Origin of the sequence: Paramicrobacterium fandaimingii (assembly GCF_011751745.2) — a bacterium.
Classification (GTDB): domain Bacteria; phylum Actinomycetota; class Actinomycetes; order Actinomycetales; family Microbacteriaceae; genus Paramicrobacterium; species Paramicrobacterium fandaimingii.
The window spans coordinates 2,084,983-2,111,121 of record NZ_CP061170.1 but is presented as its reverse complement, the minus strand read 5'-3'; the positions used below and the strand labels follow the sequence as shown (position 1 = coordinate 2,111,121).

Sequence of the window (26,139 nt, the reverse complement as noted above, 5' to 3'; positions counted from 1 at the left end):
AGAGAAGTGGCTGCAAAACCACGCGTACACGAGATCGCATCTGAGTTCTCGGTAGACAGCAAGGTCGCCCTTGCGAAGCTCAAGGAATTGGGCGAATTCGTGAAGGGACCATCGTCGAGCATTGAGCCTCCGGTTGCGCGCAAACTGCGTGCGGCACTTGAGGCAGACGGCGCGAAGCCCGCGGCCGACGAGAAGAAGGACTCCGGCAAGCCGGCATCCTCCCCGGCAAAGCCGGGAAAGCCCGCACCGAAGGCGCCACAGGCACCGAAGGCGGAGACTGAGACTGACGTTGCTGCAGCAGCGCCGCAGGAAAAGAGCGCTGCCGACGAGAACGCCCCGTCGACGTCTGGTGAGAGCGGCGACGAGTCACTCGCGCCGCGCCCCGGCCCTGCACCCACGCCGAATCAGGCACGTTCCGAAGGCGCACCGCGCCCGGGCAACAACCCGTATTCGAGCGCTCAGGGCATGGGCCAGCGTCCGCAAGGCGCTCCTCGCCCGGGCAACAACCCGTATTCGAGTGCTCAGGGCATGGGACAGCGCCCCACTCCCGCGAACATTCCCCGTCCTCCCCGCCCTCAGGCTCCGAGGCCCGGCGCTCCGCGCCCAGGGGCTCCGCGCCCCGCTGGCGGCGGTCGTGGTCGGCCCGGTGGCGCCGGTGGTGGCGCTCCGCGTCCGGGTGCTCCGCGCCCCGGCGCAGGCGGCGGTGGCTTCCAGCGCCCAGGAGGCGGTGGCCCCGCTGGCGGTGGCTTCCAGCGCCCGAGCGGTGGCTTCGGTGGACGCCCAGGCGGCGGTCGTGGCCGCGGCGGCGGCACAGCCGGTGCATTCGGCCGTGGCGGTGGCCGCGCGAAGTCTCGCAAGTCGAAGCGGGCGAAGAGGCAAGAATTTGAAATGAGGCAAGCGCCGTCAATCGGCGGCGTGAACGTTCCCCGCGGAGATGGCAACACAATTCTTCGCTTGCGTCGCGGTGCCTCGATTGCTGACTTCGCCGACAAGATTGACGCGAGCCCCGGTGACCTCGTCACCGTGCTGTTCCACCTCGGTGAGATGGCCACAGCGACCGAGTCGCTCGACGAAGCGACGTTCGAGGTGCTCGGTGACGAGCTTGGCTACAAGATTCAGATGGTGTCGCCAGAGGACGAGGACCGTGAGCTCCTCGAGGGCTTCGACATCGATCTCGACGGTGAGCTTGAGGCTGAAGATGACGAAGATCTGATGCCTCGTCCGCCGGTCGTCACGGTCATGGGTCACGTCGACCACGGTAAGACCCGACTTCTCGATGCAATGCGTCACGCAAACGTCGTTGAGGGCGAGGCCGGTGGCATCACCCAGCACATCGGCGCGTACCAGGTGCGCACCGAGCACGAGGGCGCTGACCGAGCAATCACGTTCATCGATACGCCAGGACACGAGGCGTTCACCGCCATGCGTGCACGTGGTGCCCAGGTGACCGATATTGCGATCCTCGTCGTTGCTGCTGACGACGGAATCATGCCCCAGACGATTGAGGCTCTCAACCACGCTCAGGCAGCGGACGTGCCCATCGTCGTCGCGGTGAACAAGATCGATAAGGAAGAGGCGAACCCGCAGAAGGTGCGCCAGCAGCTCACCGAATACGGTCTTGTCGCTGAAGAGTACGGCGGCGACGTCATGTTCGTCGATGTCTCGGCACGCAACAACATCGGCATCCAGGAGCTTCTCGATGCTGTGCTCCTCACCGCTGACGCCGGGCTCGAGCTTCGCGCGAACCCCAACAAGATCGCGCGCGGTATTGCCATCGAGGCAAAGCTCGACAAGGGCCGCGGTTCCGTGGCCACGGTGCTCATCCAGTCGGGAACACTGCACATCGGAGATGCAATTGTGGCTGGCACGGCTTACGGCCGAGTGCGCGCAATGATCGACGAGACGGGGTCAAACCTCGACGAGGCCGGTCCGTCACGTCCGGTTCAGGTGCAGGGGCTCTCAACGGTTCCTCGTGCCGGCGACACCTTCCTCGTCACTGAGGAAGACCGCACGGCCCGCCAGATCGCTGAGAAGCGTGAGGCAGCCGAACGCAATGCGCAGCTGGCGAAGGCCCGCAAGCGCATCAGCCTCGAGGACTTCACCCGCGCTCTTCAAGAGGGCAAGGTCGAGTCGCTCAACCTCATCATCAAGGGTGACGTTTCCGGTGCTGTCGAGGCGCTCGAAGAGTCGCTGCTCAAGATCGAGGTCGACGAGAGCGTTCAGCTGCGCATCATCCACCGCGGTGTCGGAGCCGTGACGGAATCCGACGTCAACCTTGCGACGATCGACAACGCGATCATTCTCGGATTCAACGTGCGCCCCGATGCGAAGGCGCGCGACCGCGCGGCTCGCGAGGGTGTGGACATCCGGTTCTACTCGGTTATCTACAACGCGCTCGAAGATGTCGAGTCGAGCCTCAAAGGACTCCTCAAGCCGGAGTACGAAGAGGTTCAGTCGGGTGTCGCCGAGATTCGCGAGGTTTTCCGCTCGTCGAAGTTCGGCAACATCGCCGGTGTCATCGTGCGCTCGGGAACAATCACCCGAAACGCCAAAGCCCGCATCATCCGCGAGGGCGTTGTTCGTGCGGACGGGCTGGCCATCGAGTCGCTTCGCCGATTCAAGGACGACGTCACCGAGGTGCGTACGGACTTCGAGGCGGGAATCGGGCTCGGCAAGTACAACGACATTCAGGTTGGTGACGAGATCGAGACCACGGAGCTGGTCGAGAAGCCTCGCACCTGATCGTCATGAGTGAGCAGTGCGGCCCGGTACGGATTCTGTCCGTCCGGGCCGCAACGCTTCAGAACACAAGGAGAAAACCATGGGTGAGAACCCACGGGCACGTCGCATGGCCGACCGGATCAAGCAGATCATCGCCACACGGCTCGAAAAGGGGCTTCGCGATCCGCGCCTCGGCTTCGTCACCATCACCGATGTTCGGGTGACGGGAGACCTTCAGCACGCAAGCATCTTCTTCACCGTCTACGGAACAGACGATGAGCGCTTTGACAGTGCGAAGGCACTGGAATCGGCGAAGGGGATGCTTCGCAGCGAAGTCGGTCGCAACATCACCGCCCGCATCACGCCGAGCCTCGAGTTCATCGCCGATGCGATCCCCGAGAACGCGAAGCACATCGAAGACCTTCTGAATGAAGCAAAGCAGCGCGACACGCAGGTGGCTGACCTTGCGGCATCCTCGTCGTACGCCGGCGATGAAGACCCGTACGTCAAGCCTCGCGAAGACGAGGACGGCGAGCAGTCCTGATCATCTGCTGGTGACTCCATAACGATTCGCCGCCTGCCTGTGGCCGCCACTTAGAATGGCCACACGGCAGATGGGGGAACATCATGGTCGTTGCCAGAAGAGCTGCGGGGCTCGTGCTGGGTGCGCTGACGGCGATAACGCTCGTCATCGGCCTGAGCGCATGTGGCAGCAGCGCGACGACCGAGCAGAGCGATTCCGGATCGGACGCGGGCGAAAGCGGGTCGACGTCCGAATCACCGAGCGAGACGGGCACGCCGCCTGACGACGATATGTGGATGATCTCGCTGTCGGGAATCGGGCCGTTTGAGATCGGCATGCGGTACGCCGATGCCCTGACGACCCCGAGTGCGGACGTGAGCGAGCTTTGCGAGGGTGTCGCGCAGACGTCGGTGCCCGAGAGCGTCGATTTGAGCATGTGGGTGATCGCCTCCGAGCGCGACCCCGCGAGCACGTTGTCCGAGATTTCAATCTCCGCTCCCGCCGACACAATCGAAGACATCCCTTCCGGTCCCGAGACGGAGAAAGGCATCGGACTGGGATCAACGGCGACGGAGCTCGTCGATGCCTACCCTGATGCTCGAGAACTCGACGACACGGGAGTTCCCGGCCGCATCATGTACTACGTGCAGGCAGGCGATGGCGGAGGCATGATCTTCACGACGACAGCCGAGTCCGAGGCCATCTGGCAGATCTCGATCACGACGGGGGAGACCCCGGCGTACGAGCCCTGTGCGTGAGCCGTTCAGGGAAGCAGATAGCCGCCGTCCGCCACGGTGGCGAGACCATCGGAAAGCAGCCCGCTCAGAGCACGGTCGCGCTGCGCGACATCGGGCCACAGCCGTGAGATCTCTTTGTCTGTGAGGGGCACGTTCGAGGCGCGAAGCTCGGCCATGATGAGTCCGCGCACGTGACGGTCGCTGCCCTCATACCGCTTTTGCACACCCTTGCGCGGGCCGGTGTATTCCGGTTTGCCCGCGGCAACCCACGCACAGTCGCGGCGAAGAGGGCATTCGTCGCACCGCGGCGATCGGGCCGTGCATACGAGAGCACCGAGCTCCATTGCGGCGGCATTGAAGATTCGAGTCTGCTCGTCGTCTGCCGGCAGCAGATCAAGCATGTCGGCGAGGTCGCGACGTGACGATGGGGGAGCAGGTTCCCCCATGCCGTGCACAGCCCGCGCGATGACCCTGCGCGTATTCGTGTCGACAACGGGGTGGCGCTCGCCCCAGGCAAACACCGCGACGGCGCGCGCTGTGTAGTCGCCGACTCCGGTGAGAGCAAGCAGCGACTCGATGTCGCGCGGCACTGCGCCCCCGTGCCTCTCTGTAATCTGCTCGGCCGCGCTGTGGAGCCAGAGCGCGCGCCGCGGGTAACCGAGATTCGACCATTCGCGCACGGCCTCGCCCGCGGGCACCGCCGCGAGATCGGCTGGGCTTGGCCACCGCGCGAGCCAGCGGCCAAGGCGGGGAATGACGCGGGAAACCGGTGTCTGCTGAAGCATGAATTCGCTCACGAGCACGCCCCAGGCACTGAAGCCAGGCTTCCTCCACGGCAGGTCGCGCGCGTTTGCGAGATACCAGGCGTTCACGAGCGGGGCGAGTGGATGCTGCGTCACCGCTCCAGCCTAAGCGGGTAGGCTCGAAAGCATGACAACAGCCCGCGCTCGGCTCGTGCGCACCCCGTTTTCCGCGCTCATCTTCTCGGGTTTCGGCGAGGACGGTGGCCGTAGATGTCCGTGACATCAAGCGGCCTGCTGCTCATCGACAAACCGCCTGCCCATACGAGTCACGACGTTGTCGCCCGCACGCGGCGGCTCGCCGGAACGCGCAAGGTCGGTCATGCGGGAACTCTCGACCCGATGGCGACGGGCCTGCTCATTCTCGGGGTGGGCTCATCGACTCGCTTGCTCACCTATATCGTCGGTTGCGACAAGCAGTACAGTGCAACGATTCGACTCGGACAGTCGAGCTCGACTGACGATGCAGAAGGCGAGCTGTCGGGACTGGCGTCTTCTGACGACATCGCCGCCATCGATCAGGACGCGATTGCGACGGAGATCGCAGCGCTGACCGGTGAGATCGAGCAGGTTCCCTCAACGGTGAGCGCCATCAAAATCGACGGAAAGCGGGCCTATGCACGCGCTCGGGCCGGTGAGACCGTTGAGCTGAAGGCTCGGACAGTCACCATCTCGGAGTTCGAACTCGAGGACGTTCGGCGGTCGCCGGAGCACATTGACATCGACGTCCGTGTCACATGCTCGAGCGGAACCTACGTTCGCGCGCTTGCCCGTGACATCGGTGAGTCCCTCGTGGTCGGCGGGCATCTCACTCGCCTGCGGCGCACGCGCATCGGGCCGTTCGCGGTTGCCGATGCGAGCGAGCTTGACGGTCTCGTCGTTGCGGACTCGATGCTGCCGCCAGCACAGGCGGCGCGCATGCTTTTTCCCGTCGCAACGCTTGACGACGAGCGCGCCCGAGCGCTCGGGCATGGGCAGCGCATCGATTCGCGGGGCCTGCCCGACGTGGACGGCCCGATTGCGGCGCTCACGGAGCACGATCGGCTCATCGGCCTCGTCCACGTGCGCGGCAGTGACGTTCGAAGCCTCGTGAACTTTCCCGACGACGAGTACGACGACCGATGATCATCGGGTTCACTCTGATTCAAGTGGGGATCGCCGGGCTCGCTGCGCTGCTGTGCATCGTGCTTGGCCTTGTCGGTCGAGTTCCGAACGATCTGACGATGGGCTCCATTGTTCTCGTCGAACTGCTGCTGATTGCCCAGTTCGTCATGTCGTTCATTGCGCCGTCAACCGGAAACTCCGCATCGGGAAGTCTGCTCGAGTTTTACACCTACCAGGTGAGCGCGCTGCTTGTGCCGCCCGCGGCCGTGTTCTGGGCCCTCATTGATCGGTCACGCTGGGCGACGGTGATCCTCGGAGCCGGATGCGTGACTGTCGGCATTATGGTGTATCGCATGCAGCAGATCTGGGGCGCCTGATCCGCGGGTAGAATCAATTGGTTATGTCTCCCTCTCCTTCGAGCCTCACGCGAGGCGCCCGACGCCAGGCCATGTCCGGCATTGGGCGGGCTCTCGTTGCGGTCTACGCCGTTCTCGCCCTCGCTGCCACAGGGCGGTCGTTTGTTCAGATTGTTGCGAAGTTCGACGAAGCACCGCTCGCATACGCTCTTTCGGCGCTCTCGGCCGTCGTCTACATCGTTGCCACCGTCGCTCTTGTGAGACGGACGAAGCCCTGGCATCGAGTTGCCTGGGCGACGATCACGTTTGAACTGATCGGCGTGCTGGTTGTCGGAACGCTCAGTCTCGTCGAGGCCACGTGGTTTCCGCACGACACGGTGTGGAGCGTCTATGGCCGAGGCTATCTCTTTATTCCGCTCATTCTGCCTGTGCTCGGCATGATCTGGCTGCGGTCGCAGTCCGCCAGAGAGGACGCCCGATGATCATTTTCCACGGACTCGACGAGATTCCCGCTGACTTCGGCCCGAGCGCCGTGACGATCGGGAAGTTCGATGGCGTTCACGCTGGGCATCGCGCCATCGTGTCTCAGCTGCAGGAGATCGCAGGCGAGCGCGGTCTCGCGAGCGTTGTCATCACGTTCGACCGCAATCCGCTGTCGATTGTCGCCCCGCAGGTGTGCCCAGATCCACTGGTGAGTCTCGAGCAGAAGCTTGACTTGCTCACGGAGACCGGTGTCGATGCGTGTCTGGTTCTGCGCTTCGACGCCGCGCGCTCGGCCCAGCCGGCCGAGGAGTTCGTGACAGAGCTGATCGTCGGTGCGCTGCACGCCGAGGCCGTCTTCGTCGGAGATGATTTTCGCTTTGGTCACAAGGGTTCTGGCAACGTCGCTCTGCTTCGCGAGATGGCGCCCTCTCACGGCTTCGAGGTGCTGAGCATTTCCGATGTCGCGCCGTTCGGGGATCGCCGCGTGTCGTCGACCTGGGTGAGAGAGCTGCTGGCTGCGGGCGATGTCGGCACGGCAGCCCAGCTGCTCGGTCGGCCACATTCCGTTCGCGGCCTCGTTGTGCACGGGGCGAAGCGCGGTCGTGAGCTGGGGTTCCCGACGGCGAATCTGTCGCCTGACGTCCAGGGGCTGATTCCCGACGACGGCGTTTATGCCGGGCGGATGCTTGTTGACGGCGTCTGGCACGCTGCGGCCGTGTCTGTCGGAAACAACCCGACATTCGACGGTGTCGCCCAGAAGCAGGTGGAGGCGCATCTTCTTGATCAGGATCGCGACCTCTACGGCCGTGTCGTCGATGTTGAGTTCGTCGAGCGAATTCGCGGAATGGTTGCGTTTGGCGGCATCCCACCGCTCATCGCGCAGATGCACGATGATGTTTCTCGCGCTCGTTCGATTCTCGTCTGATCAGGCGAAGCCGGGTGACGGCGCTCCGGGCCGAAGCGGGGCGATGATGCGCACCGGGCGAGTCGACGGGTCAATGGAGCGTCGACCCGTGAGGTAGAGGATGATGCTCTCGGCTGTTCCATCAATGTGCTGATCGCCGCGACCGATCGACCAACCGGCATCGGATGCCGCGAGCACACGGTGCCGCAGCAGAGTCCGCACGTCCCGTGAGGCTGTGCGGCGCGCCAGAGTGGCAACCGTGAACGTTGCCTCGTCGTCGAAGCGCAGTCGCAGCCCGATCGGATGCGCGGCGTCATAGCCGTGCACGATGGTCTCGAGCAGCCGGGGGGAGGAGCCGCGCTGATCGCCCGTGCTGATGCGGCGTGAGATGAGCGTGAGGTCGTCGACGAGCTCGCTTGTTGAGCGCGTCTCGGCAATCGACAGTGCGATATCGGCCATTGCGTGAGAAGGATTCAGCTGCCTGCTCGTGAAGCTCGCGCGTGCGATGTCGTCGATCATTTCGCGAGACGACGCCGAAACTCGCCACACGAGGTGCGCGACAGCAGCCTTGACGCTCCACCCCTCGCACAGCGACGGTGCTGCCCATTGGTCATCGTTCAGCGTGGCAACGCCGTCTCGTACGACGGCGAGTGCTCGTCCGACGGCGTCGTCCATATCTGTCCGCGTCATATCTCCAGAGTAGGCTGATTCGGTGTCGGGAGAGCGTCGAAATTTGTGGGCGGGGCGAAGTCTCGCGTTTGTGGGGCTCATTCTGGTGGCCGCGAATCTTCGTACGGCCGTTGCCGCTCTGTCTCCCGTTTATGATGCGATCGACGCCGATCTGCACGGTGGGGCCGTCGGCCTCGGTGTGCTCGGCATGCTCCCGCCGCTCTGCTTCGCTGTCTTCGGGCTCATCACCCCGTCGCTCGCGCGACGATTTCCGCTTGAGGAGCTGCTTGTCGGCCTTCTGGCCGTGATGCTTGTCGGCCACGCTCTGCGCGGATTCGCGTGGAGCTTCGGCTCGCTTCTCGGCGGCAGCATTCTCTGCTTCGCGGCAATTGGCGCGGGCAATGTGCTGCTGCCCGCCGTCGTGAAGAAGTACTTCTCAGATCGACTCGGGCAGATGACTGCCGTGTACACGACCGTGCTGTCGATATCGACGTTCGTTCCGCCTCTTGTCGCTGTGCCGATGGCTCAGGCCGTGTCGTGGCAGTTCTCCATCGGCGTCTGGGGAATGCTCGCAGTGCTTGGCCTCGTGCCGTGGGTGGTTCGTGCCGCAATCGATCGCCGGCTGGCGCGAAACGACCCGGGCATCGCCGAGCTCGGTGATGTGGCTGCCAAGCGGGTGTCCCGTTCGCGCACGGTGTGGGCTCTGGCCGTCACCTTCGCGTCGTCATCGTCTGTTGCGTACACGTCCTTTGCTCTGCTCCCGCAGATCCTCACGGATGTCGCGGGCGTCGCGCCAGCGGTTGGGGGAGTGCTGCTTAGCCTCTTCGGATTTCTCGGCCTCCCCGCGGCGATCATCATGCCGCAGTTGGCGACGCGCGTGAGGCGACCCGCGGGACTCGTCTGGCTTGGTTCGGTCTTCATCCTCTCGGGAGCGACAGGCCTTCTTCTGGTTCCGCACTCGATGACGTGGCTGTGGGTGGCGCTTCTCGGTGCGGGGCCGCTTTGGTTCCCCCTCGCGCTCACACTGATCAATCTGCGTTCGCGCAGCCATCAGACGGTGATCGCGGTGAGCGGCTTCGTTCAGGGCTGCGGCTACGTGATCGCTGCACTGTTCCCCGTGCTGATCAGCGGCCTGCACGCGCTCACGGGCGGGTGGACGATTCCGATCATGGTGTTGGGCCTGCTTGCGCTTCCGCCGGTGTGGGCTGGGTGGGTCATCGGCGCTCGGCGCATGATCGATGACGAACTCACGAGGTGACAGCGAACGCGCAGCATCCGCGCCTTGCGTGCTCATATGAGCAGAATGGGCTACGAGTGTTGATGTGAGCACGGGGTCTGTCTACGCTGAGTGCGAGAGGAGACCGCTATGCCCCGTATTGACACTGCCGACGACGAGCTCCTCTCGATTCGTGCGGCAGAGCTGTATTACGACGAAGACAAGACTCAAGACGAAGTCGGCGCCATTCTCGGGCTGACGCGCTGGAAGGTCGGGCGTCTGCTCGCCTCGGCGCGAGAAAACGGCTACATTCGCATCGAAATCGTGCACCCGCGCGCCCGCAAGCTCTCGCTTGAGCGCCAGTTGCGCACCAGACACGGACTGACGGATGCTGTCGTCGTGCCCCTCGCCGGTGCGCGAGGCGAGAGCGAGCTGCGCGAGCGCGTCGCGCAGGGCGCTGCCGACTACCTCGCGGCGCTGCGGCCCGTGCCGCGAACCCTCGGCATCAGCTGGGGCCGAACGCTGCACGACGTCGCGTCTCTGCTGAACGAGCAGTGGGCGATCGGAGTGAATGTCGTGCAGGTAAACGGCGGCGTGAGCGTGAATCAACGTGCGGGCACGGCAGCCGCAACGGCGGTCGAGATCGCACGCAAGGCATCGGGGGAGGCAACGCTCCTGCCGAGCCCCGCGATTCTCGAGCGCGTCGAGACAAAGGTCAGCATCGAGAACGATCGCACGGTCGCCGGTGTTCTCGACCAGGCAGCCGAGGCCACGGCCTACCTGTTCAGCGCGGGGCCCGCAGACCACAGCTCCGCCCACATTCAGAGCGGATACCTCCACACGGGCGAGATGGATGAGCTGGTGCGCCGAGGTGCCGTCGGCGACGTCTGGGGCCGCTACATCAACGCCGAGGGCATGATCGTCGACCCGGCGCTCGACCACAGAACGCTGGGGCTCGGGCTCGCATCGCTGCGAAAGGCCGAGACGGCAATTCTCGTGGTCTCGGGCGAATCGAAGCATGCGGTGACGAGAGCCATTGTGCAGGGCGGCCTGTGCACGGCGCTGGTGACAGACGAAGCGACAGCCGTCGACCTGCTCACTGACTCAAGCGATGAATCCCGACACGACAAGGACAGCAATGACTGACGATTCCGCGATCGCCCCGCGAACCCGCGCGCTCGAGCTTTTCGACGGGCCGGTGACCGATGCGAGCCTCCGCCGATACCTTGAAGGAATCCCTGGTGTTGACGCCGTCGGCCTTGAGCAGCGTGCCGCTGCTCTGGGAACCCGTTCAATCAAGAAGGAGTCGAAGGCGTGGGCCATCGACACGATCATCTCGATGATTGACCTGACCACTCTGGAAGGCGCGGATACACCGGGGAAGGTGCGTTCGCTCGTGGGTAAGGCGCTGACACCGGATTCGACGGACCCGGGCTGCCCGCGCCCCGCAGCAGTGTGCGTCTACGGCGATATGGTGCCCGTAGCGATCGACGCCTTGGGTGCCGCGCACACGGAGATCTCTGTCGCGGCGGTCGCCACGGCGTTTCCCTCTGGTCGTGCATCGCTGCGTGTGAAGCTTGCCGACACTGCGGATGCTGTCGCCGCGGGCGCCGATGAGATCGACATGGTCATCGACCGCGGAGCTTTTCTGAGTGGACGCTATTCCCAGGTGTTCGACGAGATCGTCGCTGTCAAGCGTGCATGCCGCCGAGATGACGGCAGCTTTGCGCACCTCAAGGTGATTCTCGAGACCGGCGAGCTGAACACCTATGACAACGTGCGTCGTGCGTCGTGGCTGGCGATCCTTGCGGGAGCCGACTTCATCAAGACCTCGACGGGCAAGGTCTCGCCCGCGGCGACGCTCCCTGTCACGCTGCTGATGCTCGAGGTGGTGCGCGATTGGCATCGTCTGACAGGGGAACGCGTTGGCGTGAAGCCGGCCGGCGGAATCCGCACGTCGAAAGACGCCATCAAGTTCATTGTGACGGTCGCCGAAACGTGTGGCGAAGACTGGCTGACGCCCAAGCTGTTCCGCTTCGGCGCATCGAGCCTCTTGAACGACATGCTTCTGCAACGGCAGAAATTGGCGACGGGCCACTACTCCGGCCCCGACTACGTCACAATCGACTGACTCGGAAAGGCGAGAACATTATGAGCTTCCTTGAATACGCCCCGGCACCCGAGTCGACGGCGATTCTGAATCTGAAGGACGAGTACGGTCTGTTCATCGGCGGTGACTTCGTCGAGGGATCAGGAAAGACGTTCCAAACGCTCTCACCTGCTGACGAACGCGCAATTGCAACGGTGCAGACTGCTGACGAGTCCGATGTCGATCGAGCCGTCACGGCGGCGCGGACGGCATACGACCGTGTCTGGTCGAAGATGTCCGGTGCCGATCGCGGCAAGTATCTCTTCCGAATTGCCCGCCTTGTGCAAGAGCGGGCTCGCGAGCTCGCTGTCGCCGAGAGCCTCGACAACGGCAAGCCGATCAAGGAAAGCCGCGACGTCGATGTTCCGCTTGTCGCCGCGTGGTTCTTCTACTACGCCGGATGGGCAGACAAGCTCGACTACGCGGGGCTCGGAGCTCACCCGCGCTCGCTCGGGGTCGCCGGACAGGTTATTCCGTGGAACTTCCCGCTGCTGATGCTGTCGTGGAAGATCGCTCCGGCGCTTGCCGCGGGCAACACCGTCGTGCTCAAGCCAGCGGAGACCACGTCGCTGACAGCACTGCTCTTCGCCGAGATCGTGCAGCAGGCCGGCCTTCCGGCTGGTGTTGTGAACATCATCACGGGTGCGGGATCGACGGGTGAAGCTCTCGTCCGGCATCCTGACGTGAACAAGGTTGCGTTCACCGGGTCGACGGGGGTGGGCCGCGCGATTGCCAAGTCGGTGGCGGGAACCGGCAAGAAGCTCACGCTTGAGCTGGGAGGCAAGGCGGCGAACATTGTGTTCGACGATGCTCCCATCGACCAGGCTATCGAGGGGATCGTCAACGGAATCTTCTTCAATCAGGGTCATGTGTGCTGTGCCGGATCTCGTCTGCTCGTGCAGGAGAGCATTCACGATGAGGTCGTCGATCGGCTCAAGAACCGGCTGTCGACGCTGCGACTCGGAGATCCGCTCGATAAGAACACCGATATCGGCGCCATCAACTCGGCGGAGCAACTCGCGCGCATCACCGAGCTGACACAGGCGGGGGAAGCCGAAGGCGCCGAACGATGGAGCGCACCGTGCGAGCTGCCGTCGAGCGGCTATTGGTTCGCTCCGACGATCTTCACCGGCGTATCGACATCGCACAGAATCGCTCGCGAAGAGATCTTCGGACCGGTGCTCTCCGTGCTGACGTTCCGGACACCTGACGAGGCTATCGCCAAGGCGAACAACACCCCGTACGGACTGTCTGCCGGAATCTGGAGCGATAAGGGAAGCCGAATTCTCGCCGTGGCCGACAAGCTGCGCGCGGGGGTCATCTGGGCAAACACCTTCAATAGGTTCGACCCCTCAAGCCCATTCGGAGGGTACAAAGAATCGGGCTACGGACGTGAGGGCGGGCGCCATGGGCTTGCCGCGTACCTTGCGTCGGCATCAGAGCAGACCGCTGCGGTCAGCCCAACGAAGCCGCGCATCCAGACTCAGCGCTCGGCGAAGAAGGAGAACCGAAAATGAGCAGGCTCACGGTGCCCAAGACCTACAAGCTCTTCATTGGGGGCACATTTCCGCGTTCCGAATCCGGCCGCACGTTCGAGATTGTGTCAGCGAAGGGCGATTTTCTTGCCAACGCGGCTCAGGCATCGCGCAAGGATGCTCGCGACGCGGTGAAAGCGGCGCGCGGAGCAGTCTCCGGTTGGTCCGGAGCCACCGCATACAATCGCGGGCAGGTGCTGTATCGCATCGCCGAACTGCTCGAAGGGCGCCGTGGTCAGTTCATCGAGGAGATCCAGCGCGGAGAGAACGTCTCGCGCGCCACGGCTGAGAAGCAGGTTGACGAGGCCATCGATCGCTGGGTTTGGTATGCCGGGTGGGCAGACAAGTACACGCAGGTATCGGGCAACGCGAACCCGGTGTCTGGACCGTTCTTTAACTTGTCGGTTCCCGAGCCCACGGGCGTCGTTGCTGTTATCGCGCCCCAGGACTCTTCGCTGCTCGGGCTCGTGAGCGTTATCGCGCCCGCACTCGTCACAGGCAATGTCGTCGTCGCCGTCGCCAGTGAACAGTTTCCGCTTTCGGCCATCACGCTGGCAGAGGTCCTTGCGACAAGTGATGTGCCGGCCGGAGCCGTGAACGTGCTCACGGGAGTTCCCGGTGAGATTGCGCCGTGGCTCGCCAGCCACGCAGACGTGAACGCCATCGACCTTGCCGGTGCCGAGCACCTCGACTGGATTGACCTGCAGATCAGCGCGGCAGACACGCTCAAGCGTGTTCTCCCGCCGACGGGTGACGCGGGGCCGAGCCTTGACCGCATCACAGCTTTCACCGAGACGAAGACGGTCTGGCACACGAAGAGCATGCTCTGACGCGTGATGTGCCCACCATCGGAGATCTCCGTGGCTGATGGTCGCCCACGGACTAGTCAGCGGCTCGGCCTGTGAAGATCTGCTCGTGCGTGGATGCGTCACGCTCGATGATTCTCTGCAGAACCGACAGTGGCAGCAGGAGCACACCGACGGTGGGTATCACTGTGGCGAATAAGGGGAACAAGATCGGGCCGGTCATAAGCAAGATGTCCTGCCCGGTGTTCGACATCATCAAAAACTGATTCAGTGCACTCACGATGATCGTCGATACGAGCCCGATGCCGATGGCGATCACGCCGATCACCTGCAGGAGACGGGCAACGGAGCGTCGGTGACGAATGCTCAGTGCTCGACCGTGCAGCGCCCGAATCGGGAACGAGACAGCGAGAGAGCCGCAGCCGCACAGCAGCGTCCACGACAGGACGGACTGCGCCGAATTGAGGATCGTCATGGCGACGGGGTCGGGAGTAGCAACGGTGAAGAAGCGACTCACGAGAACCGATCCGATCAGGCCGACGGCGATGAGAGCCACGCCGATCCACAGCATCCGTTTCGCAAGATTTTTGGTGTTCATGACCCTCCACGGTGCATAATGGCACTGTCAGCGTATTGTCATATGCCGACACGCGACGAAGATTCGTTCGACGTGTCGTAGAATGGCAGTGCACTTGCCGTGCGCGTCGATTGGCAGGAAGACCGTCGCCGTCCCGCACTCGTCGCGTGGCAAGCACTGCTCGACGCCGGTTACGCACCGGCATTTCGACTGCTCAGGAGGAGCATGCCGCACAACGGTCAACGCCGTGCATCCGGCCGTGGTTCATCGCGAACCGTCGCACGCCATGATGACGACGCCCCCATCATCCCGATCCTCGCTCGCAAAGTGCGTGAGGTCGAGGCGAAGGCGCAAAAGGGCAAAGTGGGCCCGACGAACCGCACGAAGTTTCAGGTGATCGCATTTCTGGTGCGTGAGGAACGCGCGCGGGTGAAATCCGAGGAGTCGCTCAGCGACTCGGCGCGGGCCGAGCTGCTGAAGCGCCTCGACGGCGTTGCCACGATTCTCGCCAAGACTGCCGCACGCGACACCTCGCTGATCAGCCTGCTCGAAGTCGACCAGGCGACGAGCCCTGTCGCTCAGCGCATGAGACGTGACTGGCTCATCGAGTCGGGCAAAGAACTGTCGCCGGACGAGCTCATCATCACCGTCGAGCGACCAACGGTGGAGCCGACGGTTCCGGCTGAACTGGCTGAGAAGCAGGTTCTGCCGCAGTCGGTGAAGTCGAGACTTCGATCGAGCCCGTTTCTCGCACCAGACTTCAGCCGTGCGCGAGATTCGAGCAGCGTCCGCCGTCGTCTGGACGGCTGGGAACTCATGGGTCCGCTGTACAAGGCGTTCGAAGCCGGAGCGGGAGGCGGATCCGCAACGATGGAGCTGCCCGAGGCCCCAAAGCTCGACAGACTCGCGCCACGGGGGCTCGAGATCATGCGACACCAGGCCCGCTTCGTCGAGAGCGTTCGGGACGGCCACCGGTCGTTCCTGCTCGCCGATGAGCCGGGGCTTGGAAAGACAGCACAGTCGCTTCTCGCCGCATCGGTCGCCGATGCCTACCCGCTGCTCGCTGTGGTTCCCAACGTCGTCAAGATGAACTGGGCGCGCGAGGTTGAGCAGTGGACACCGCAGCGTCGTGTCACTGTGATCCACGGAGATGGTCGTGATGTCGATGCCTTCGCCGACATCTTCGTCGTCAACTATGCGGTGCTCGACCGCCACCTTTCATGGCTCGGAACCCTCGGATTTCGGGGAATGGTCGTTGACGAAGCGCACTTCATCAAGAACCTGCACTCTCAACGGTCGCAGCACGTGCTTTCGCTCGCAAACCGTATTCGCCAGAACGCGCCAGCTGGCGATCCGCTGCTCATGGCCCTCACGGGGACGCCGCTGATCAACGATGTCGAGGATTTCAACGCAATCTGGCAGTTCCTCGGGTGGGTGAAAGACGGCAAGCCGACCGCGGAGCTCATGGCAAAGCTCGATGAGACCGGGCTCACTCCTGCTGACAACGGCTTCTACCGCGAGGCGCGTGAAGCCGTCATCAGCATGGGCATCGTGCGCCGACGCAAGATGGACGTTGCCAAAGACCTGCCTTCGAAGCGTGTCGCCGACCTGCCCGTCGAACTCGACGATGAAGAAGCACGGTCCATTCGTGCGGCCGAGCACGAGCTGGCTGAGCGGCTCATGGCACGCTACAAGAGAATCATCGCGGCGCGCGGCGACGACGCATCCGACGTCGACGAAGACGTCATCCGACTCGTTGCGCAGTCGGAGCTTGAGGAGTCGAAGGGCGCGCGCGGAACAGAGAATGTGTTCACCATGGTGCGTCGCATCGGTAAGGCGAAGGCGCAGCTTGCCGCTGACTACGCGGGTCAGCTTGCCCGTTCGGTGGGCAAGGTCGTGTTCTTCGCCAAGCACATCGACGTGATGGATGCCGCAGAGCAGGCGTTCGAGCAGCAGGGAATCTCGACGGTTTCGCTGCGTGGCGACCAGCCTGCCGCCGCGAGACAGCAGGCTGTCGACGCGTTCAACAACGATCCGAACGTCTCAATAGCTGTCTGTTCTCTGACCGCTGCCGGCGTTGGCGTCAACTTGCAGGCCGCGTCAAACGTTGTGCTTGCCGAGCTCTCGTGGACCGACGCGGAACAGACGCAGGCGATCGACCGCGTGCACCGCATCGGCCAAGACGAGCCCGTCACGGCATGGCGAATTATTGCCGCGCACACCCTCGACACGAAGATCGCCGAGCTCATCGATTCGAAGAAGGGGCTCGCGTTGCGGGCTCTTGACGGGGTCGACACAGAGCCGGGTTCGCAGGATGCCGTGCAGCTGACCGCACTCATTCACCTGCTGCGAGAGGCGCTCGAGGGCTGATGGCTCAGCCGAAGGGCCGCTATCCCGAACGATCATTCACCCGCCCAGCGCTTGCGCCGAGCATCCTTGCGGCGATGGCATTGATGGCCGGGGCTGCCTTGCTCGGCACCGAGTGGTTTATCATCGTGAGGTTCGCCGTCGCGATTCTCGTCGCGGTGATGGGAGTCTTCGCGGTGCAGGCAAAGGCCTACGTGTGGCTTGTGGTTGTCGTGCCTGTTGTGATCGCGTGGAACCCGGTGCTCCCGATCACGATGGGCGGAACAGGGTGGGCCGTCGCCCATCTGGCCGTTCCGGTTGCTCTTGTTGTGGCGGGCTTTCTGATCAGGGTGCCGGCAAAAGAGTCAGATCAGGCTCGTCGCTGATCGCTCAGTTGGTGCCGAGTGACCCAAGCGCCTTCTGCACGTCGATGAGCGAGGGGTTTGTCGCCGCGCTGCCATCAGGGTAGAGCACAGTCGGCACGGTCTGATTGCCGTCGTTGAGCTTCTCGACGAGCGCGGCTGCTCCCTCGACCTCTTCGATGTTGATCTCTGAGTAGCCGATGCCTGCGCCCTGCAGCTGAGTCTTCAGGCGTCGACAATAGCCGCACCAGGTCGTGCTGAACATGGTGACCGAGCCGGCTTCAGGTGTGTAGTCCATGCCTCAAGACTAATCCGAGCGGATGCCCCTGTGGGCCCGCGTGCCGCTTGGCGGAATCGCACAGGTGCACCGGGCGGCGATCATGGAACATTGCCCGGCGGCATCCAGTATTCTCGTATAGTTGTACGCGACCCAATATTAGCTGAACCGACGAAGAATGGAGGCGACGGATGCTGCAGGCAACACCCGTCGCCGAACTTGACGCTGTCACGGTGGCCTACGGATCGACAAAGGCGCTCGACACCGTCAACCTGACGATCAAGCGCGGCGAGATCATCGGAGTGATCGGCGAGTCCGGTGCCGGCAAATCGACACTCCTCGGAGTCCTCGACGCCGTTGACCACCCGACGACCGGGCGGGTGCTGATCGAGGGAACCGACCCGAAAGAGCTCAGCGTGCGCGCATGCCGGCAGCTCCGGCGCCGCATCGGGATGGTGTTTCAAGGATTCAATCTGCTGTCGAATCGGACGGTCAGGCAAAACGTCGCCCTTCCACTCAAGCTCCAACGGCGCTCAGACTCGGCTCTTGTCGCGGAGCTGCTCGAGTATGTCGGCCTCGGGGACCACGCCGACAGGTACCCGGCACAGCTCTCTGGCGGACAAAAGCAGCGAGTGGCAATCGCCCGCGCCCTCGTGACCCGCCCCGGGCTGCTGCTCTGTGATGAGCCGACGAGCGCGCTCGATACGCGAACGACAGCGGACATTCTCGACCTGCTCGCCGCAACGCGACGTGATTTCGGAACGACGATCGTGCTCGTCACACACGAGCTCGACGCGGTCGGTGCCATCTGCGATCGCGTCGCCGTTCTCGAGAGCGGGGCGTTGAAGAGCGTCTTTCCCATTGCTCCCTCCGCACGAGAGAAGACCGAAGACGTCAGCTATCTCGCGCATGCCCGGAGGGTGTTGGGGGCATGACCGATGTGCTCGACTCTCTCGTGGCGAACGTCGACGAGATCGGAATCGCCGTGGCCGAGACCGGTTTCATGCTTGCCTTCTCGCTCGCGGCCGCTGTGATTCTTGGGCTGCCGCTTGGAGTGCTCATCTACCTCACGCGGCCGGGCGGGCCCGAGGAGAGGCGAGCGGTCTGGACGGTCGCCAACCTGTACGTCACCGTCGTTCGCTCGTTTCCCTTTCTGCTGTTCGTCGTCTTTCTCATTCCGCTCACGCGGTCTCTGTACGGAACGACGTTCGGCACCGGGGCAGCGACGTTTCCGCTGTGCTTTGTGGGCGTTGCCCTGTATGCGCGGCTCGTTGAGCAGATTCTTCTTGAGGTGCCGCCCGGCATTCTGCACGCCGCGCGCTCGATGGGCGCGAGCTCGGCGCAGACTGTCGTGAGCTTCCTGCTCGTCGAGGCCCGTTCGGGACTCGTTTACGCACTCACATCGGCCGCGATCAGCCTCATCTCGTACTCAACCGTCTTGGGCATCGTTGGTGGTGGCGGCCTCGGCGACTTCGCTCTGCGCTACGGATACCAAGAGTACGACTACGCGCTCATGTACTCGACGATCGTCATCGTCATCGCCTGCGTGCTGCTTCTGCAGTTCGCAGGCGAGAAGGTGTCGGCCGCACTCGACAAACGCTGACCCCCAGACGAAAGGCTCCCATGAAAACCCGCACCCTCACAGCAGCCACGATTGCGTCACTTCTCTTACTCACAGCCGGTTGCAGCTCCGCGACAGCAGGAGGTGACGAGGCAGAGAAGGTCACGATCAAAGTGGCGGCGACGGTCACCCCAATGACGGATGCTGTCGAGGCAGCAGCTGAGGTTATCGAAGACGGTTACGAGATCGAGCTGGTTCCGGTCTCCGATTATGTGCAGCCGAACATTCTGCTGAAGAACAAGGAGATCGACGCCAATCTCGTGCAGTTCCCCTCTTTTATGCAGGAGTTCAATGCCAAGAACGATGCAGATCTCGTAGCAATTCAGCCCGTCTACAAGACGGTTGTCGCGTTTTACTCAAAGACGCTGTCAAGCCTCGACGAGTTGCCGCAGGGTGGCAGCGTTGTGATTCCCAATGACAAGGCAAACGCCGGGCGTGCGCTGCAGATGCTCGCCGACGCTGGGGTGATCACCCTTGACGAGAACGTCGAGCGGTTTGCGGCGAAGACAGGCGACATCACCGAAAACCCACTCGATTTGACGATCACGGAGGTGGGTCTGATGCAGCTCAACACCGCGTACGACGAGGCGGATGCTGTGTTCAACCTTCCGTCGTTCGCACGTCAGCTCGAGCTCACACCCGAGGATGACGGGCTTATGGTGGAGCAGGACAAGGCGTTCGAGGTGACGATGGCTGCGCGTCCGGACAATCAGGATTCGCCGGAGATCGCGGCGCTCACCGCGGCGCTGACAAGCGACCATGTGCGCGAGACGCTCACGGATCTCGGAGTTCCGCCCGCCTTCTGATCGAGCACGTCAGAGCGTTCGCAACACGAGCGACGCGTTGTGACCGCCGAAGCCGAAAGAGTTGGTGAGCACGGTGCGAACGCTCGCCGGACGTGCCTCATGCGCGACGACGTCGAGCTCGGGGAACTCCAGATCATCGAGGTTGATCGTCGGCGGGATCGTGCCGTCCCGCATGCTGAGAAGCGAGACGGCGGCCTCGAGAGTTCCCGCAGCGCCGAGCAGGTGCCCGGTCGTCGACTTCGTGGAGGTAACAGGAACGGAGCCGACCGAATCGCCGAAGATCTCGCGCAGCGCCCGTGCCTCCATTGCGTCGTTCAGAGGAGTGCCGGTTCCATGGGCGTTTACGTGGTCGACGGCATCGGAGGTCAGTCGCGCATCGTCAAGCGCACCGCGCATTGCCGAGATGGCCCCACGGGAATCGGGACGTGGTGCCGTTGGGTGGTGTGCATCGGACGAGACGCCGTATCCGACGATCTCGCCGAGAACAGACGCATCACGCCGTGCTGCGTGATCCTCCGATTCCACGAGCAGAGCGACGGCACCCGCCGACATGACAAAGCCGGAACGGCCTCTGTCAAATGGTCTGCTCGCTCCAGACGGATCATCGTCGTAGCCGGGCGCGAGAGCGCCGAGCATCGAGTTCACAGCGAGGTTCACCCGGTTGAGACAGTCGTCTGCGCCGACGACGAGCACAGCGTCGACATAGCCATGGCGAATGGTGCGCAGCGCCTCGCCGAGCGCAACTGTGCCGCTCGCACAGGTTGCCGAGAGTCCGACGCTCGCGCCACGAGCGTCGTAGTGCTGGCTCAGGTATGCGGCTGCAGCATCCGGACCGCCATAGACGACGACGCCGGGCGGAATACGCCGCGGGCCCTGGTCATCAAGAGTTCGAACAGCGTTCTGTGTCAGCGTGAGCGCCCCGGAGCCCGTCGCAACGGTGACGCCGAACCGGTCGGGGTCAATCGGCGTGACACCGTCCATCGCCTCGTGCGCGGCGGCGATTGCGTAGAGCGCGTGCGGATCGAGACGGCGCGAGTCCGAGCGTGAGACGTGCGCGAGCGGGTCGAACCCTCGCACTTCGCCTCCGACGGAAACCGCAAGATCCGAGACATCGACGCCCTCGAGCGCACGGATCGCGCTGCGACCCGAGACGATGGCGTCCCAGGTCGTCTTCGCATCGAGCCCGCACGGGGTCACTGCGCCGATGCCGGTCACAACGGCGCGCACTCCCGCGGTCATCGGCGCTCGCCCCGTCCGTCGGTGAGAAGATCCGCGACGGCGGTGCGTCGAATCTTTCCACCGGCTGTGCGAGGCAGTTCGTCGACTCGGTAGTAGCGGTGCGGAACGAACTGCGGTGCGAGCAGCTGCCGGAGTGTCTGCTGCATCACCGACTTCGCGGGAATCTGCTCGCCCTCGATCGCCACAGCGATGAGCGAGCCGAGCGAGGCATCGGGAAGGGCGACTGCGCAGCATATCTCGCAGCCGGGCACCGTCGCGAGGGCTCGCTCAACCTGGGGGAGCGACACCTTGTGCCCTCCGGAAACCGCGATATCGTCGGCCCGGCCCGCGAGTTCGATGACACCGTGTGAGAAGGACGCCTGGTCGTAGACAGTCGACCATCCGTCATCGCCGGTTATGCGTTCGGTGCTCGTCGCCGCGAGGTAACCGTCGACGGCTGAGGCAACGCGAATGTAGAGCGTGCCGATTTCTCCCTCTGCCAGGGGAGTGTCGCCGTCTCGCACGCTGACGTCGACGCCATCAAACGGCACAAGGCGTGTGCCGTCGTCGGAATCGCTGTACCCGATGAACCCGATCTCTGAGGCTCCGTAGTAGCTGCGCAGGTGGGCGTCGGGCGCGGCCTTCTCGAATGTCTGCCGAATCTTCGCGCTCTGGTTGGCGCCACCCGTGATCACCTCGCGCAGCGACGTCAGCGAGAGCCCGGCGTGCTCGGCCGCGCGCACGAGGCCGAGCAGCATCGAAGGAACACCGACGAATCGCTCGATCTTCTCGCTGTCGATGGCGCGGGAGGCGGCGATGGCGTCGAAGCCCGACTGCAGGTGGAGCGATCCGCCTGTCGCCATGACTTCAACGAGGGAATACAGCGTGAGACTATACGACACGGGTCCCGGCGCGATCGTCGAGAAGCCGTCTTCCGCACCGAGATAGGCCCTGCTGATCGCAACATTGTGATCCCAGCTTTCGCGTGTGCGAACGAAGCCCTTCGGCAGATCCGTCGTTCCCGATGTGAAGAGCAGCAGAAAGGGCTCGTCTCGGGGGCGCACCTCGGGCCCGGCCGAGACGGGCGCGGATGCTGCAAGCGCGTCGAATCGTTCACGTGAAATCGCCGTGCCCTCCCAGCCGTCGAGCGCGGCGAGGCTCTGCTCGAACGTCGAATCGTCGGTGATCACGAGTGCGGCGTCGACGCGCCTGATGATCTCCGTGCGATGCGCGAGGGGCCACAGCGGGTCAAGCACGGCGATAATGGCGCGGAATCCATTTGCGCCGCAGATGAATCGCGCGCTGTCGACAGCGCGGGAGAGCGATACCGCAATGATCGGCACGCCCTCGGTCTCGTCGTCCCGTTTCTGCCTCGTGCTCTGCGACCCTGCGAGCAGCTCTTCGGTGCCGCTGCGCACAAGAGTGCAGGCATCACGCAGCTGTCCGTATGTATAGCGTTCCCCGTCGCCAGCAAGCGCGAGACGCTCAGGAGTGGATTCGGAGACCGTGAGTATGGTGCGAGTGAACGGCATGGTTCGAGCTTAGTTCGGCCGTGCCTGGCGTGCCGAGCTCTGCCGTTGATGTTTAAGCTGAGCGTGAGTAGCGCTATTGTCGTGTGGTGAAGCAACGGCGCTGAACCTGTACATTCCCCCGATCAAGAGGAACGAGACTATTTCATGAGAATCGGCGTACTCACCAGCGGCGGCGACTGCCCAGGACTGAACGCGGTGATCCGCGGCACCGTGCTCAAGGGCACGAAAATCCACAATCAGGAGTTCGTCGGAATTCGAGACGGCTGGAAGGGAGTCGTCGAGGGCCTCACGATGCCTCTCGACCGTCACAGCGTGCGTGGCCTCAGCAAACAGGGCGGCACCATCCTCGGCACAAGCCGCACCAATCCTTTTGAAGGACCGCATGGCGGGCCCGAGAACGTTCAGGCGACACTCGATCGCATCGGAGTCGATGCTCTGATCGCCATCGGAGGCGAAGGCACTCTCGCCGCGGCAAAGCGGCTCACCGATGCCGGACTCAACATCGTCGGAGTTCCGAAGACGATTGACAACGATCTCGACGCCACGGACTACTCATTCGGGTTCGACACCGCGGTTGAGATCGCGACGGAGGCCATTGATCGGCTTCGCACGACGGGCGAGTCGCACAAGCGCTGCATGGTCGTCGAGGTTATGGGGCGACACGTCGGCTGGATCGCCCTGCACGCGGGAATGGCTGCTGGCGCCCACGCGATTCTCATTCCGGAACGCCCCCAATCAATGGACCAGATTGTGCAATGGGTCCAATCGGTCGCTGATCGAGGTCGGGCACCCGTTGTTGTGGTCTCCGAAGGCTTCACCCTCGACACCATGGAGACAGCGCACTCCGAGAAGGGACTTGACGCGTTCAACAGACCCCGCCTCGGTGGCATCGCAGACGTGCTTGCACCCGAGATCGAGTCCCGTACCGGAATCGAGTCCCGCGGCACGGTTCTCGGCCACCTGCAGCGCGGCGGTGTTCCCAGCGCCTACGACCGCGTGCTCGCAACACGGCTGGGCATGGCAGCCATCGATTCGGTCATGAACGGTGAGTGGGGCACGATGCTTGCCCTCCACGGCACCGATGTCGTCAACGTGCCATTCGAGCAGGCGCTCGGGGGGCTCAAGACAGTCCCTCAGGACCGCTACGACGAGGCAGCAATCCTCTTCGGCTGACGCCCACGACGTGGCGCGGGTCCCGGGCAATGCCCGGGACCCGCGTCGTTGTGCGTGCGTGTCACGTTGTTCAGGCCGACGGGTTGGAATCTGCACGGCCGAGCACGTCGAGAATCCATGCCATCTCCCATGCCCGCTCTCGCCAGCCGGCATAGCGTCCGCTTACACCGCCGTGGCCGGCGTGCATCTCGGTGCGCAGAATCACGGGAGCCCCCACATCACGCAGTCGAGCCACCCACTTTGCCGGCTCCGCATAGAAGACGCGGGTGTCATTGAGGCTCGTTGTCGCAAGGATGCGGGGGTACGCAACGTCGTCGCGCACATTCTCATAGGGCGAGTAAGACTTCATGTAGGCGTAGACGTCGGCGTTGTGCAGCGGGTCGCCCCATTCGTCCCACTCGATCACCGTCAGCGGCAACTCCGGGTTGAGAATCGTCGTCAGTGCGTCGACGAAGGGAACTGCAGCGTGAACCCCGGCGAAAAGCTCGGGGGCCAGATTCAGCGCGGCGCCCATCAGCAGACCGCCAGCGCTCCCGCCCTCGGCGACGAGCTGATCGGGCGTCGTGAGCCCCGAATCGATGAGGTGTGTGGCGCCGTCGACGAAATCGGTGAACGAATTCTTTTTGTGAAGCAGCTTGCCTTGTTCGTACCAGCGGCGTCCGAGCTCGCCGCCGCCGCGCACGTGCGCGATGGCGAAGGTGACTCCGCGGTTCAGAAGAGAGAGGCGTGCAATCGAGAACCCGGGGTCCATGCTCGCCTCGTACGATCCGTACCCGTAGAGCAGAACAGGGCCGGGTCCGGATGCCGCGTCGCGGCGCCGCACGAGTGAGATCGGCATGCGTGAGCCATCGCGTGCCGTCGCCCAGTCACGCGACTGCACGTACTGTGCCGGATCGAAGTCGCCGAGTACTGGCTGCTGCTTGAGGAGCGTGAGCGTTCCCGTTGCCGGCTCCAGAGAATAGACGGTTCCCGGGGTGACAAATGAGGTGTAGCTCAGGCGAAGCGTTGGCTGCTCCCATTCGGGATTTCCCCCGAAGCCAACTGTGTACAACGGCTCATCAAACTCGACGGGTGCGATTGTCATGTTCGTCAGCGTCGATGCGTCGTCGAGCTCAATCGTTCCAATGCGGGCAAGCCCTCCGGCACGGTACTCGATGGCGAGACGATCGCGAAAAGCCTCGACAGATTCCAAGCGAACGTCATCGCTGTGGGCGAGAACCGTCACTGCCGACGTCGGGTCTCCCAGCGCATCAGCGTCGATCGCGACGAGCTCGAAGTTCTCGGCGTGCCGATTGTGCAGAACCAGCAGCGTGGAATGACCTCCGATGACAGCGTGCTCAACGTCATACTCAACGCCCTCTTCACGCTGCCAGACGACCCGCGGCTCACCGCTGGGAGTCTCGGCATCGATCAGCAGCCACTCGCTCGTCACATTGGAGCCGAGCACGATCACGATGTAGCGGCCGCTCCGGGTCACTCCGACTCCGGCCCAGAATCGATCGTCCGGCTCGTGGTAGACGCGCTTGTCGTTGTCTGCAGAGGTTCCGACGCGGTGCCGCCATACAGTATCGGGCCGCCATGCATCGTCGACTGTCGTGTAGAAAACCCATTCGCCGTCGGGGGAGAAGACCGCCCCAGAGAACGTGCCAGGCACGTGGTCGCTGCCGCCGCGTCCCGTGGTCAGATCACGGATGCGCAGCGTGTAGCGCTCGTCTCCAACCGTGTCTGTGGCGTAGAGCATCCGATTTCCATCTCGGGTGATGTCGAATGAGCCGAGGCGATAGAACTCGTGCCCCGCAGATTCGGAGTTGTCGTCGAGAACGATCTGCTCACCCTCAACGTCGCCGGTCTGCGTGTTCGGAGGAGTCCAGTCAGAGGCAGGGGCACGCATGTGGCTTGCGTACTGCTTGCCAGCGAAGGTGCGCGAGTAGTACCACCAGTCACCCTCTCGCACGGGTACCGAGAGATCGGTCTCCTTGGTGTGCGCCTTGATCTCCTCGAACAGGGTCGTGCGCAGCGAGGCAAGCCGCGTCGTCTCAGACTCGGCGAAGACGTTTTCACGGTTCAGATAGTCGAGCACATCCGGATGCTCTTTGTCGCTCAGCCAATGATAGGGATCATTGACGGTGTCGCCGTGATGGGTTCTCGCGTGGTCGCGGCGAGAGGCGCGAGGTGCATCTGTCATGCATCAACGCTAGCCGCTCACGGTCGAGAATCGCTCGGC

Annotated in this window: 25 protein-coding genes; 18 read left to right on the top strand and 7 right to left on the bottom strand. The window is 63.6% G+C overall.

Going from position 1 to position 26,139, the window contains the following annotated elements; all coding sequences use genetic code 11:
- Positions 1-6: 6 nt before the first annotated feature.
- The 3 genes from infB (at position 7) to HCR84_RS10205 (ending at position 4,002) form a co-directional block, all read left to right on the top strand.
- Positions 7-2,742, top strand: coding sequence for a translation initiation factor IF-2 (gene infB / locus HCR84_RS10215; protein ID WP_166981385.1), 2,736 nt, complete (start codon positions 7-9; stop codon positions 2,740-2,742).
- A 79-nt stretch (positions 2,743-2,821) separates the two neighbouring features.
- The gene (gene rbfA, locus HCR84_RS10210) at positions 2,822-3,265 is read left to right on the top strand and encodes a 30S ribosome-binding factor RbfA (protein ID WP_166981388.1); all 444 of its coding nucleotides are present in this window, start codon (positions 2,822-2,824) and stop codon (positions 3,263-3,265) included.
- 83 nt (positions 3,266-3,348) lie between these two features.
- Positions 3,349-4,002, top strand: a complete 654-nt coding sequence (locus tag HCR84_RS10205) for a hypothetical protein (RefSeq protein ID WP_166981391.1) — start codon at positions 3,349-3,351, stop codon at positions 4,000-4,002.
- A 5-nt stretch (positions 4,003-4,007) separates the two neighbouring features.
- Here the strand turns inward: HCR84_RS10205 and HCR84_RS10200 are convergent, their stop codons facing one another.
- On the bottom strand, positions 4,008-4,880 hold the full coding sequence (locus HCR84_RS10200; RefSeq protein ID WP_166981397.1) for an HhH-GPD family protein: 873 nt from the start codon (positions 4,878-4,880) through the stop codon (positions 4,008-4,010).
- 114 nt (positions 4,881-4,994) lie between these two features.
- On the opposite strand from HCR84_RS10200, the gene truB reads away from it, so the two are divergent.
- From truB to HCR84_RS10180, 4 genes are read left to right on the top strand one after another with little or no spacing between them, the layout of a single operon-like run.
- The gene (gene truB, locus HCR84_RS10195) at positions 4,995-5,906 is read left to right on the top strand and encodes a tRNA pseudouridine(55) synthase TruB (protein ID WP_195706628.1); all 912 of its coding nucleotides are present in this window, start codon (positions 4,995-4,997) and stop codon (positions 5,904-5,906) included.
- Complete coding sequence (locus HCR84_RS10190; protein ID WP_166981400.1) at positions 5,903-6,262, top strand: hypothetical protein; 360 nt, start codon at positions 5,903-5,905, stop codon at positions 6,260-6,262. Before truB ends, HCR84_RS10190 begins: the two co-directional genes overlap by 4 nt.
- 23 nt (positions 6,263-6,285) lie before the next feature.
- The gene (locus HCR84_RS10185) at positions 6,286-6,723 is read left to right on the top strand and encodes a hypothetical protein (RefSeq protein WP_166981403.1); all 438 of its coding nucleotides are present in this window, start codon (positions 6,286-6,288) and stop codon (positions 6,721-6,723) included.
- On the top strand, positions 6,720-7,649 hold the full coding sequence (locus HCR84_RS10180; protein ID WP_166981406.1) for a bifunctional riboflavin kinase/FAD synthetase: 930 nt from the start codon (positions 6,720-6,722) through the stop codon (positions 7,647-7,649). Before HCR84_RS10185 ends, HCR84_RS10180 begins: the two co-directional genes overlap by 4 nt.
- Here HCR84_RS10180 and HCR84_RS10175 read toward each other — a convergent pair whose 3' ends face one another.
- On the bottom strand, positions 7,650-8,318 hold the full coding sequence (locus tag HCR84_RS10175; protein ID WP_166981409.1) for a maleylpyruvate isomerase family mycothiol-dependent enzyme: 669 nt from the start codon (positions 8,316-8,318) through the stop codon (positions 7,650-7,652).
- A gap of 22 nt (positions 8,319-8,340) precedes the next feature.
- Here HCR84_RS10175 and HCR84_RS10170 point away from each other — a divergent pair, with 22 nt between their 5' ends.
- The 5 genes from HCR84_RS10170 to HCR84_RS10150 all read left to right on the top strand — a co-directional run bounded on the left by HCR84_RS10170 (position 8,341) and on the right by HCR84_RS10150 (position 14,027).
- Entirely contained in the window at positions 8,341-9,555 is a 1,215-nt protein-coding gene (locus HCR84_RS10170; protein ID WP_166981412.1) for an MFS transporter, read from the top strand.
- Positions 9,556-9,663: 108 nt separating this feature from the next.
- Positions 9,664-10,659 carry a sugar-binding transcriptional regulator gene (locus HCR84_RS10165; RefSeq protein ID WP_195706627.1) on the top strand — a complete coding sequence of 332 codons (996 nt, stop codon included), beginning with the start codon at positions 9,664-9,666 and terminating at the stop codon, positions 10,657-10,659.
- Complete coding sequence (gene deoC / locus HCR84_RS10160; RefSeq protein ID WP_166981416.1) at positions 10,652-11,644, top strand: deoxyribose-phosphate aldolase; 993 nt, start codon at positions 10,652-10,654, stop codon at positions 11,642-11,644. Before HCR84_RS10165 ends, deoC begins: the two co-directional genes overlap by 8 nt.
- Before the next feature lie 20 nt (positions 11,645-11,664).
- On the top strand, positions 11,665-13,179 hold the full coding sequence (locus tag HCR84_RS10155) for an aldehyde dehydrogenase family protein (RefSeq protein ID WP_166981419.1): 1,515 nt from the start codon (positions 11,665-11,667) through the stop codon (positions 13,177-13,179).
- Positions 13,176-14,027 carry an aldehyde dehydrogenase family protein gene (locus HCR84_RS10150; RefSeq protein WP_166981422.1) on the top strand — a complete coding sequence of 284 codons (852 nt, stop codon included), beginning with the start codon at positions 13,176-13,178 and terminating at the stop codon, positions 14,025-14,027. The genes HCR84_RS10155 and HCR84_RS10150 overlap by 4 nt, the downstream gene beginning before the upstream one ends.
- A gap of 52 nt (positions 14,028-14,079) precedes the next feature.
- Here HCR84_RS10150 and HCR84_RS10145 read toward each other — a convergent pair whose 3' ends face one another.
- The gene (locus HCR84_RS10145; protein ID WP_166981425.1) at positions 14,080-14,601 is read right to left on the bottom strand and encodes a hypothetical protein; all 522 of its coding nucleotides are present in this window, start codon (positions 14,599-14,601) and stop codon (positions 14,080-14,082) included.
- A 204-nt stretch (positions 14,602-14,805) separates the two neighbouring features.
- Here HCR84_RS10145 and HCR84_RS10140 point away from each other — a divergent pair, with 204 nt between their 5' ends.
- Together HCR84_RS10140 and HCR84_RS10135 are read left to right on the top strand one after the other, a co-directional pair.
- The gene (locus HCR84_RS10140; protein WP_166981428.1) at positions 14,806-16,950 is read left to right on the top strand and encodes a DEAD/DEAH box helicase; all 2,145 of its coding nucleotides are present in this window, start codon (positions 14,806-14,808) and stop codon (positions 16,948-16,950) included.
- The gene (locus HCR84_RS10135; protein ID WP_166981431.1) at positions 16,950-17,312 is read left to right on the top strand and encodes a DUF6804 family protein; all 363 of its coding nucleotides are present in this window, start codon (positions 16,950-16,952) and stop codon (positions 17,310-17,312) included. The genes HCR84_RS10140 and HCR84_RS10135 overlap by 1 nt, the downstream gene beginning before the upstream one ends.
- A gap of 4 nt (positions 17,313-17,316) precedes the next feature.
- On the opposite strand, the gene HCR84_RS10130 is transcribed toward HCR84_RS10135, so the two are convergent.
- Positions 17,317-17,586: a mycoredoxin gene (locus HCR84_RS10130; protein ID WP_166981434.1), complete on the bottom strand. Its 270-nt coding sequence runs from the start codon at positions 17,584-17,586 to the stop codon at positions 17,317-17,319.
- 170 nt (positions 17,587-17,756) lie between these two features.
- Between HCR84_RS10130 and HCR84_RS10125 the strand changes: the two genes are divergently transcribed.
- Genes HCR84_RS10125 through HCR84_RS10115 form a run of 3 tightly spaced genes read left to right on the top strand, consistent with a single transcriptional unit; the run spans position 17,757 to position 19,992 of the window.
- Entirely contained in the window at positions 17,757-18,500 is a 744-nt protein-coding gene (locus tag HCR84_RS10125) for a methionine ABC transporter ATP-binding protein (protein WP_166981437.1), read from the top strand.
- Entirely contained in the window at positions 18,497-19,168 is a 672-nt protein-coding gene (locus HCR84_RS10120; RefSeq protein ID WP_166981440.1) for a methionine ABC transporter permease, read from the top strand. Before HCR84_RS10125 ends, HCR84_RS10120 begins: the two co-directional genes overlap by 4 nt.
- A 20-nt stretch (positions 19,169-19,188) precedes the next feature.
- Positions 19,189-19,992, top strand: a complete 804-nt coding sequence (locus HCR84_RS10115; protein WP_166981443.1) for a MetQ/NlpA family ABC transporter substrate-binding protein — start codon at positions 19,189-19,191, stop codon at positions 19,990-19,992.
- Between the two features lie 9 nt (positions 19,993-20,001).
- Here the strand turns inward: HCR84_RS10115 and HCR84_RS10110 are convergent, their stop codons facing one another.
- Together HCR84_RS10110 and HCR84_RS10105 are read right to left on the bottom strand one after the other, a co-directional pair.
- The gene (locus HCR84_RS10110) at positions 20,002-21,231 is read right to left on the bottom strand and encodes a beta-ketoacyl-[acyl-carrier-protein] synthase family protein (protein ID WP_166981446.1); all 1,230 of its coding nucleotides are present in this window, start codon (positions 21,229-21,231) and stop codon (positions 20,002-20,004) included.
- Complete coding sequence (locus tag HCR84_RS10105) at positions 21,228-22,742, bottom strand: class I adenylate-forming enzyme family protein (RefSeq protein ID WP_166981449.1); 1,515 nt, start codon at positions 22,740-22,742, stop codon at positions 21,228-21,230. The genes HCR84_RS10110 and HCR84_RS10105 overlap by 4 nt, the downstream gene beginning before the upstream one ends.
- Positions 22,743-22,886: 144 nt before the next feature.
- On the opposite strand from HCR84_RS10105, the gene HCR84_RS10100 reads away from it, so the two are divergent.
- Positions 22,887-23,915: a 6-phosphofructokinase gene (locus tag HCR84_RS10100; RefSeq protein ID WP_166981453.1), complete on the top strand. Its 1,029-nt coding sequence runs from the start codon at positions 22,887-22,889 to the stop codon at positions 23,913-23,915.
- 70 nt (positions 23,916-23,985) lie between these two features.
- Here the strand turns inward: HCR84_RS10100 and HCR84_RS10095 are convergent, their stop codons facing one another.
- Positions 23,986-26,100 carry a S9 family peptidase gene (locus HCR84_RS10095; protein WP_166981456.1) on the bottom strand — a complete coding sequence of 705 codons (2,115 nt, stop codon included), beginning with the start codon at positions 26,098-26,100 and terminating at the stop codon, positions 23,986-23,988.
- Between the last annotated feature and the right edge of the window lie 39 nt (positions 26,101-26,139).

What these genes read in the sequence shown, in the direction of transcription:
- rbfA (WP_166981388.1), top strand. Translation starts at nt 2,822, where the DNA reads ATGGGTGAGAACCCACGGGCACGTCGCATGGCCGACCGGATCAAGCAG.
- HCR84_RS10205 (WP_166981391.1), top strand. Translation starts at nt 3,349, where the DNA reads ATGGTCGTTGCCAGAAGAGCTGCGGGGCTCGTGCTGGGTGCGCTGACG.
- truB (WP_195706628.1), top strand. Translation starts at nt 4,995, where the DNA reads ATGTCCGTGACATCAAGCGGCCTGCTGCTCATCGACAAACCGCCTGCC.
- HCR84_RS10190 (WP_166981400.1), top strand. Translation starts at nt 5,903, where the DNA reads ATGATCATCGGGTTCACTCTGATTCAAGTGGGGATCGCCGGGCTCGCT.
- HCR84_RS10185 (WP_166981403.1), top strand. Translation starts at nt 6,286, where the DNA reads ATGTCTCCCTCTCCTTCGAGCCTCACGCGAGGCGCCCGACGCCAGGCC.
- HCR84_RS10180 (WP_166981406.1), top strand. Translation starts at nt 6,720, where the DNA reads ATGATCATTTTCCACGGACTCGACGAGATTCCCGCTGACTTCGGCCCG.
- HCR84_RS10175 (WP_166981409.1), bottom strand. Translation starts at nt 8,318, where the DNA reads ATGACGCGGACAGATATGGACGACGCCGTCGGACGAGCACTCGCCGTC.
- HCR84_RS10165 (WP_195706627.1), top strand. Translation starts at nt 9,664, where the DNA reads ATGCCCCGTATTGACACTGCCGACGACGAGCTCCTCTCGATTCGTGCG.
- deoC (WP_166981416.1), top strand. Translation starts at nt 10,652, where the DNA reads ATGACTGACGATTCCGCGATCGCCCCGCGAACCCGCGCGCTCGAGCTT.
- HCR84_RS10155 (WP_166981419.1), top strand. Translation starts at nt 11,665, where the DNA reads ATGAGCTTCCTTGAATACGCCCCGGCACCCGAGTCGACGGCGATTCTG.
- HCR84_RS10150 (WP_166981422.1), top strand. Translation starts at nt 13,176, where the DNA reads ATGAGCAGGCTCACGGTGCCCAAGACCTACAAGCTCTTCATTGGGGGC.
- HCR84_RS10145 (WP_166981425.1), bottom strand. Translation starts at nt 14,601, where the DNA reads ATGAACACCAAAAATCTTGCGAAACGGATGCTGTGGATCGGCGTGGCT.
- HCR84_RS10140 (WP_166981428.1), top strand. Translation starts at nt 14,806, where the DNA reads ATGCCGCACAACGGTCAACGCCGTGCATCCGGCCGTGGTTCATCGCGA.
- HCR84_RS10135 (WP_166981431.1), top strand. Translation starts at nt 16,950, where the DNA reads ATGGCTCAGCCGAAGGGCCGCTATCCCGAACGATCATTCACCCGCCCA.
- HCR84_RS10130 (WP_166981434.1), bottom strand. Translation starts at nt 17,586, where the DNA reads ATGGACTACACACCTGAAGCCGGCTCGGTCACCATGTTCAGCACGACC.
- HCR84_RS10125 (WP_166981437.1), top strand. Translation starts at nt 17,757, where the DNA reads ATGCTGCAGGCAACACCCGTCGCCGAACTTGACGCTGTCACGGTGGCC.
- HCR84_RS10120 (WP_166981440.1), top strand. Translation starts at nt 18,497, where the DNA reads ATGACCGATGTGCTCGACTCTCTCGTGGCGAACGTCGACGAGATCGGA.
- HCR84_RS10115 (WP_166981443.1), top strand. Translation starts at nt 19,189, where the DNA reads ATGAAAACCCGCACCCTCACAGCAGCCACGATTGCGTCACTTCTCTTA.
- HCR84_RS10110 (WP_166981446.1), bottom strand. Translation starts at nt 21,231, where the DNA reads ATGACCGCGGGAGTGCGCGCCGTTGTGACCGGCATCGGCGCAGTGACC.
- HCR84_RS10105 (WP_166981449.1), bottom strand. Translation starts at nt 22,742, where the DNA reads ATGCCGTTCACTCGCACCATACTCACGGTCTCCGAATCCACTCCTGAG.
- HCR84_RS10100 (WP_166981453.1), top strand. Translation starts at nt 22,887, where the DNA reads ATGAGAATCGGCGTACTCACCAGCGGCGGCGACTGCCCAGGACTGAAC.
- HCR84_RS10095 (WP_166981456.1), bottom strand. Translation starts at nt 26,100, where the DNA reads ATGACAGATGCACCTCGCGCCTCTCGCCGCGACCACGCGAGAACCCAT.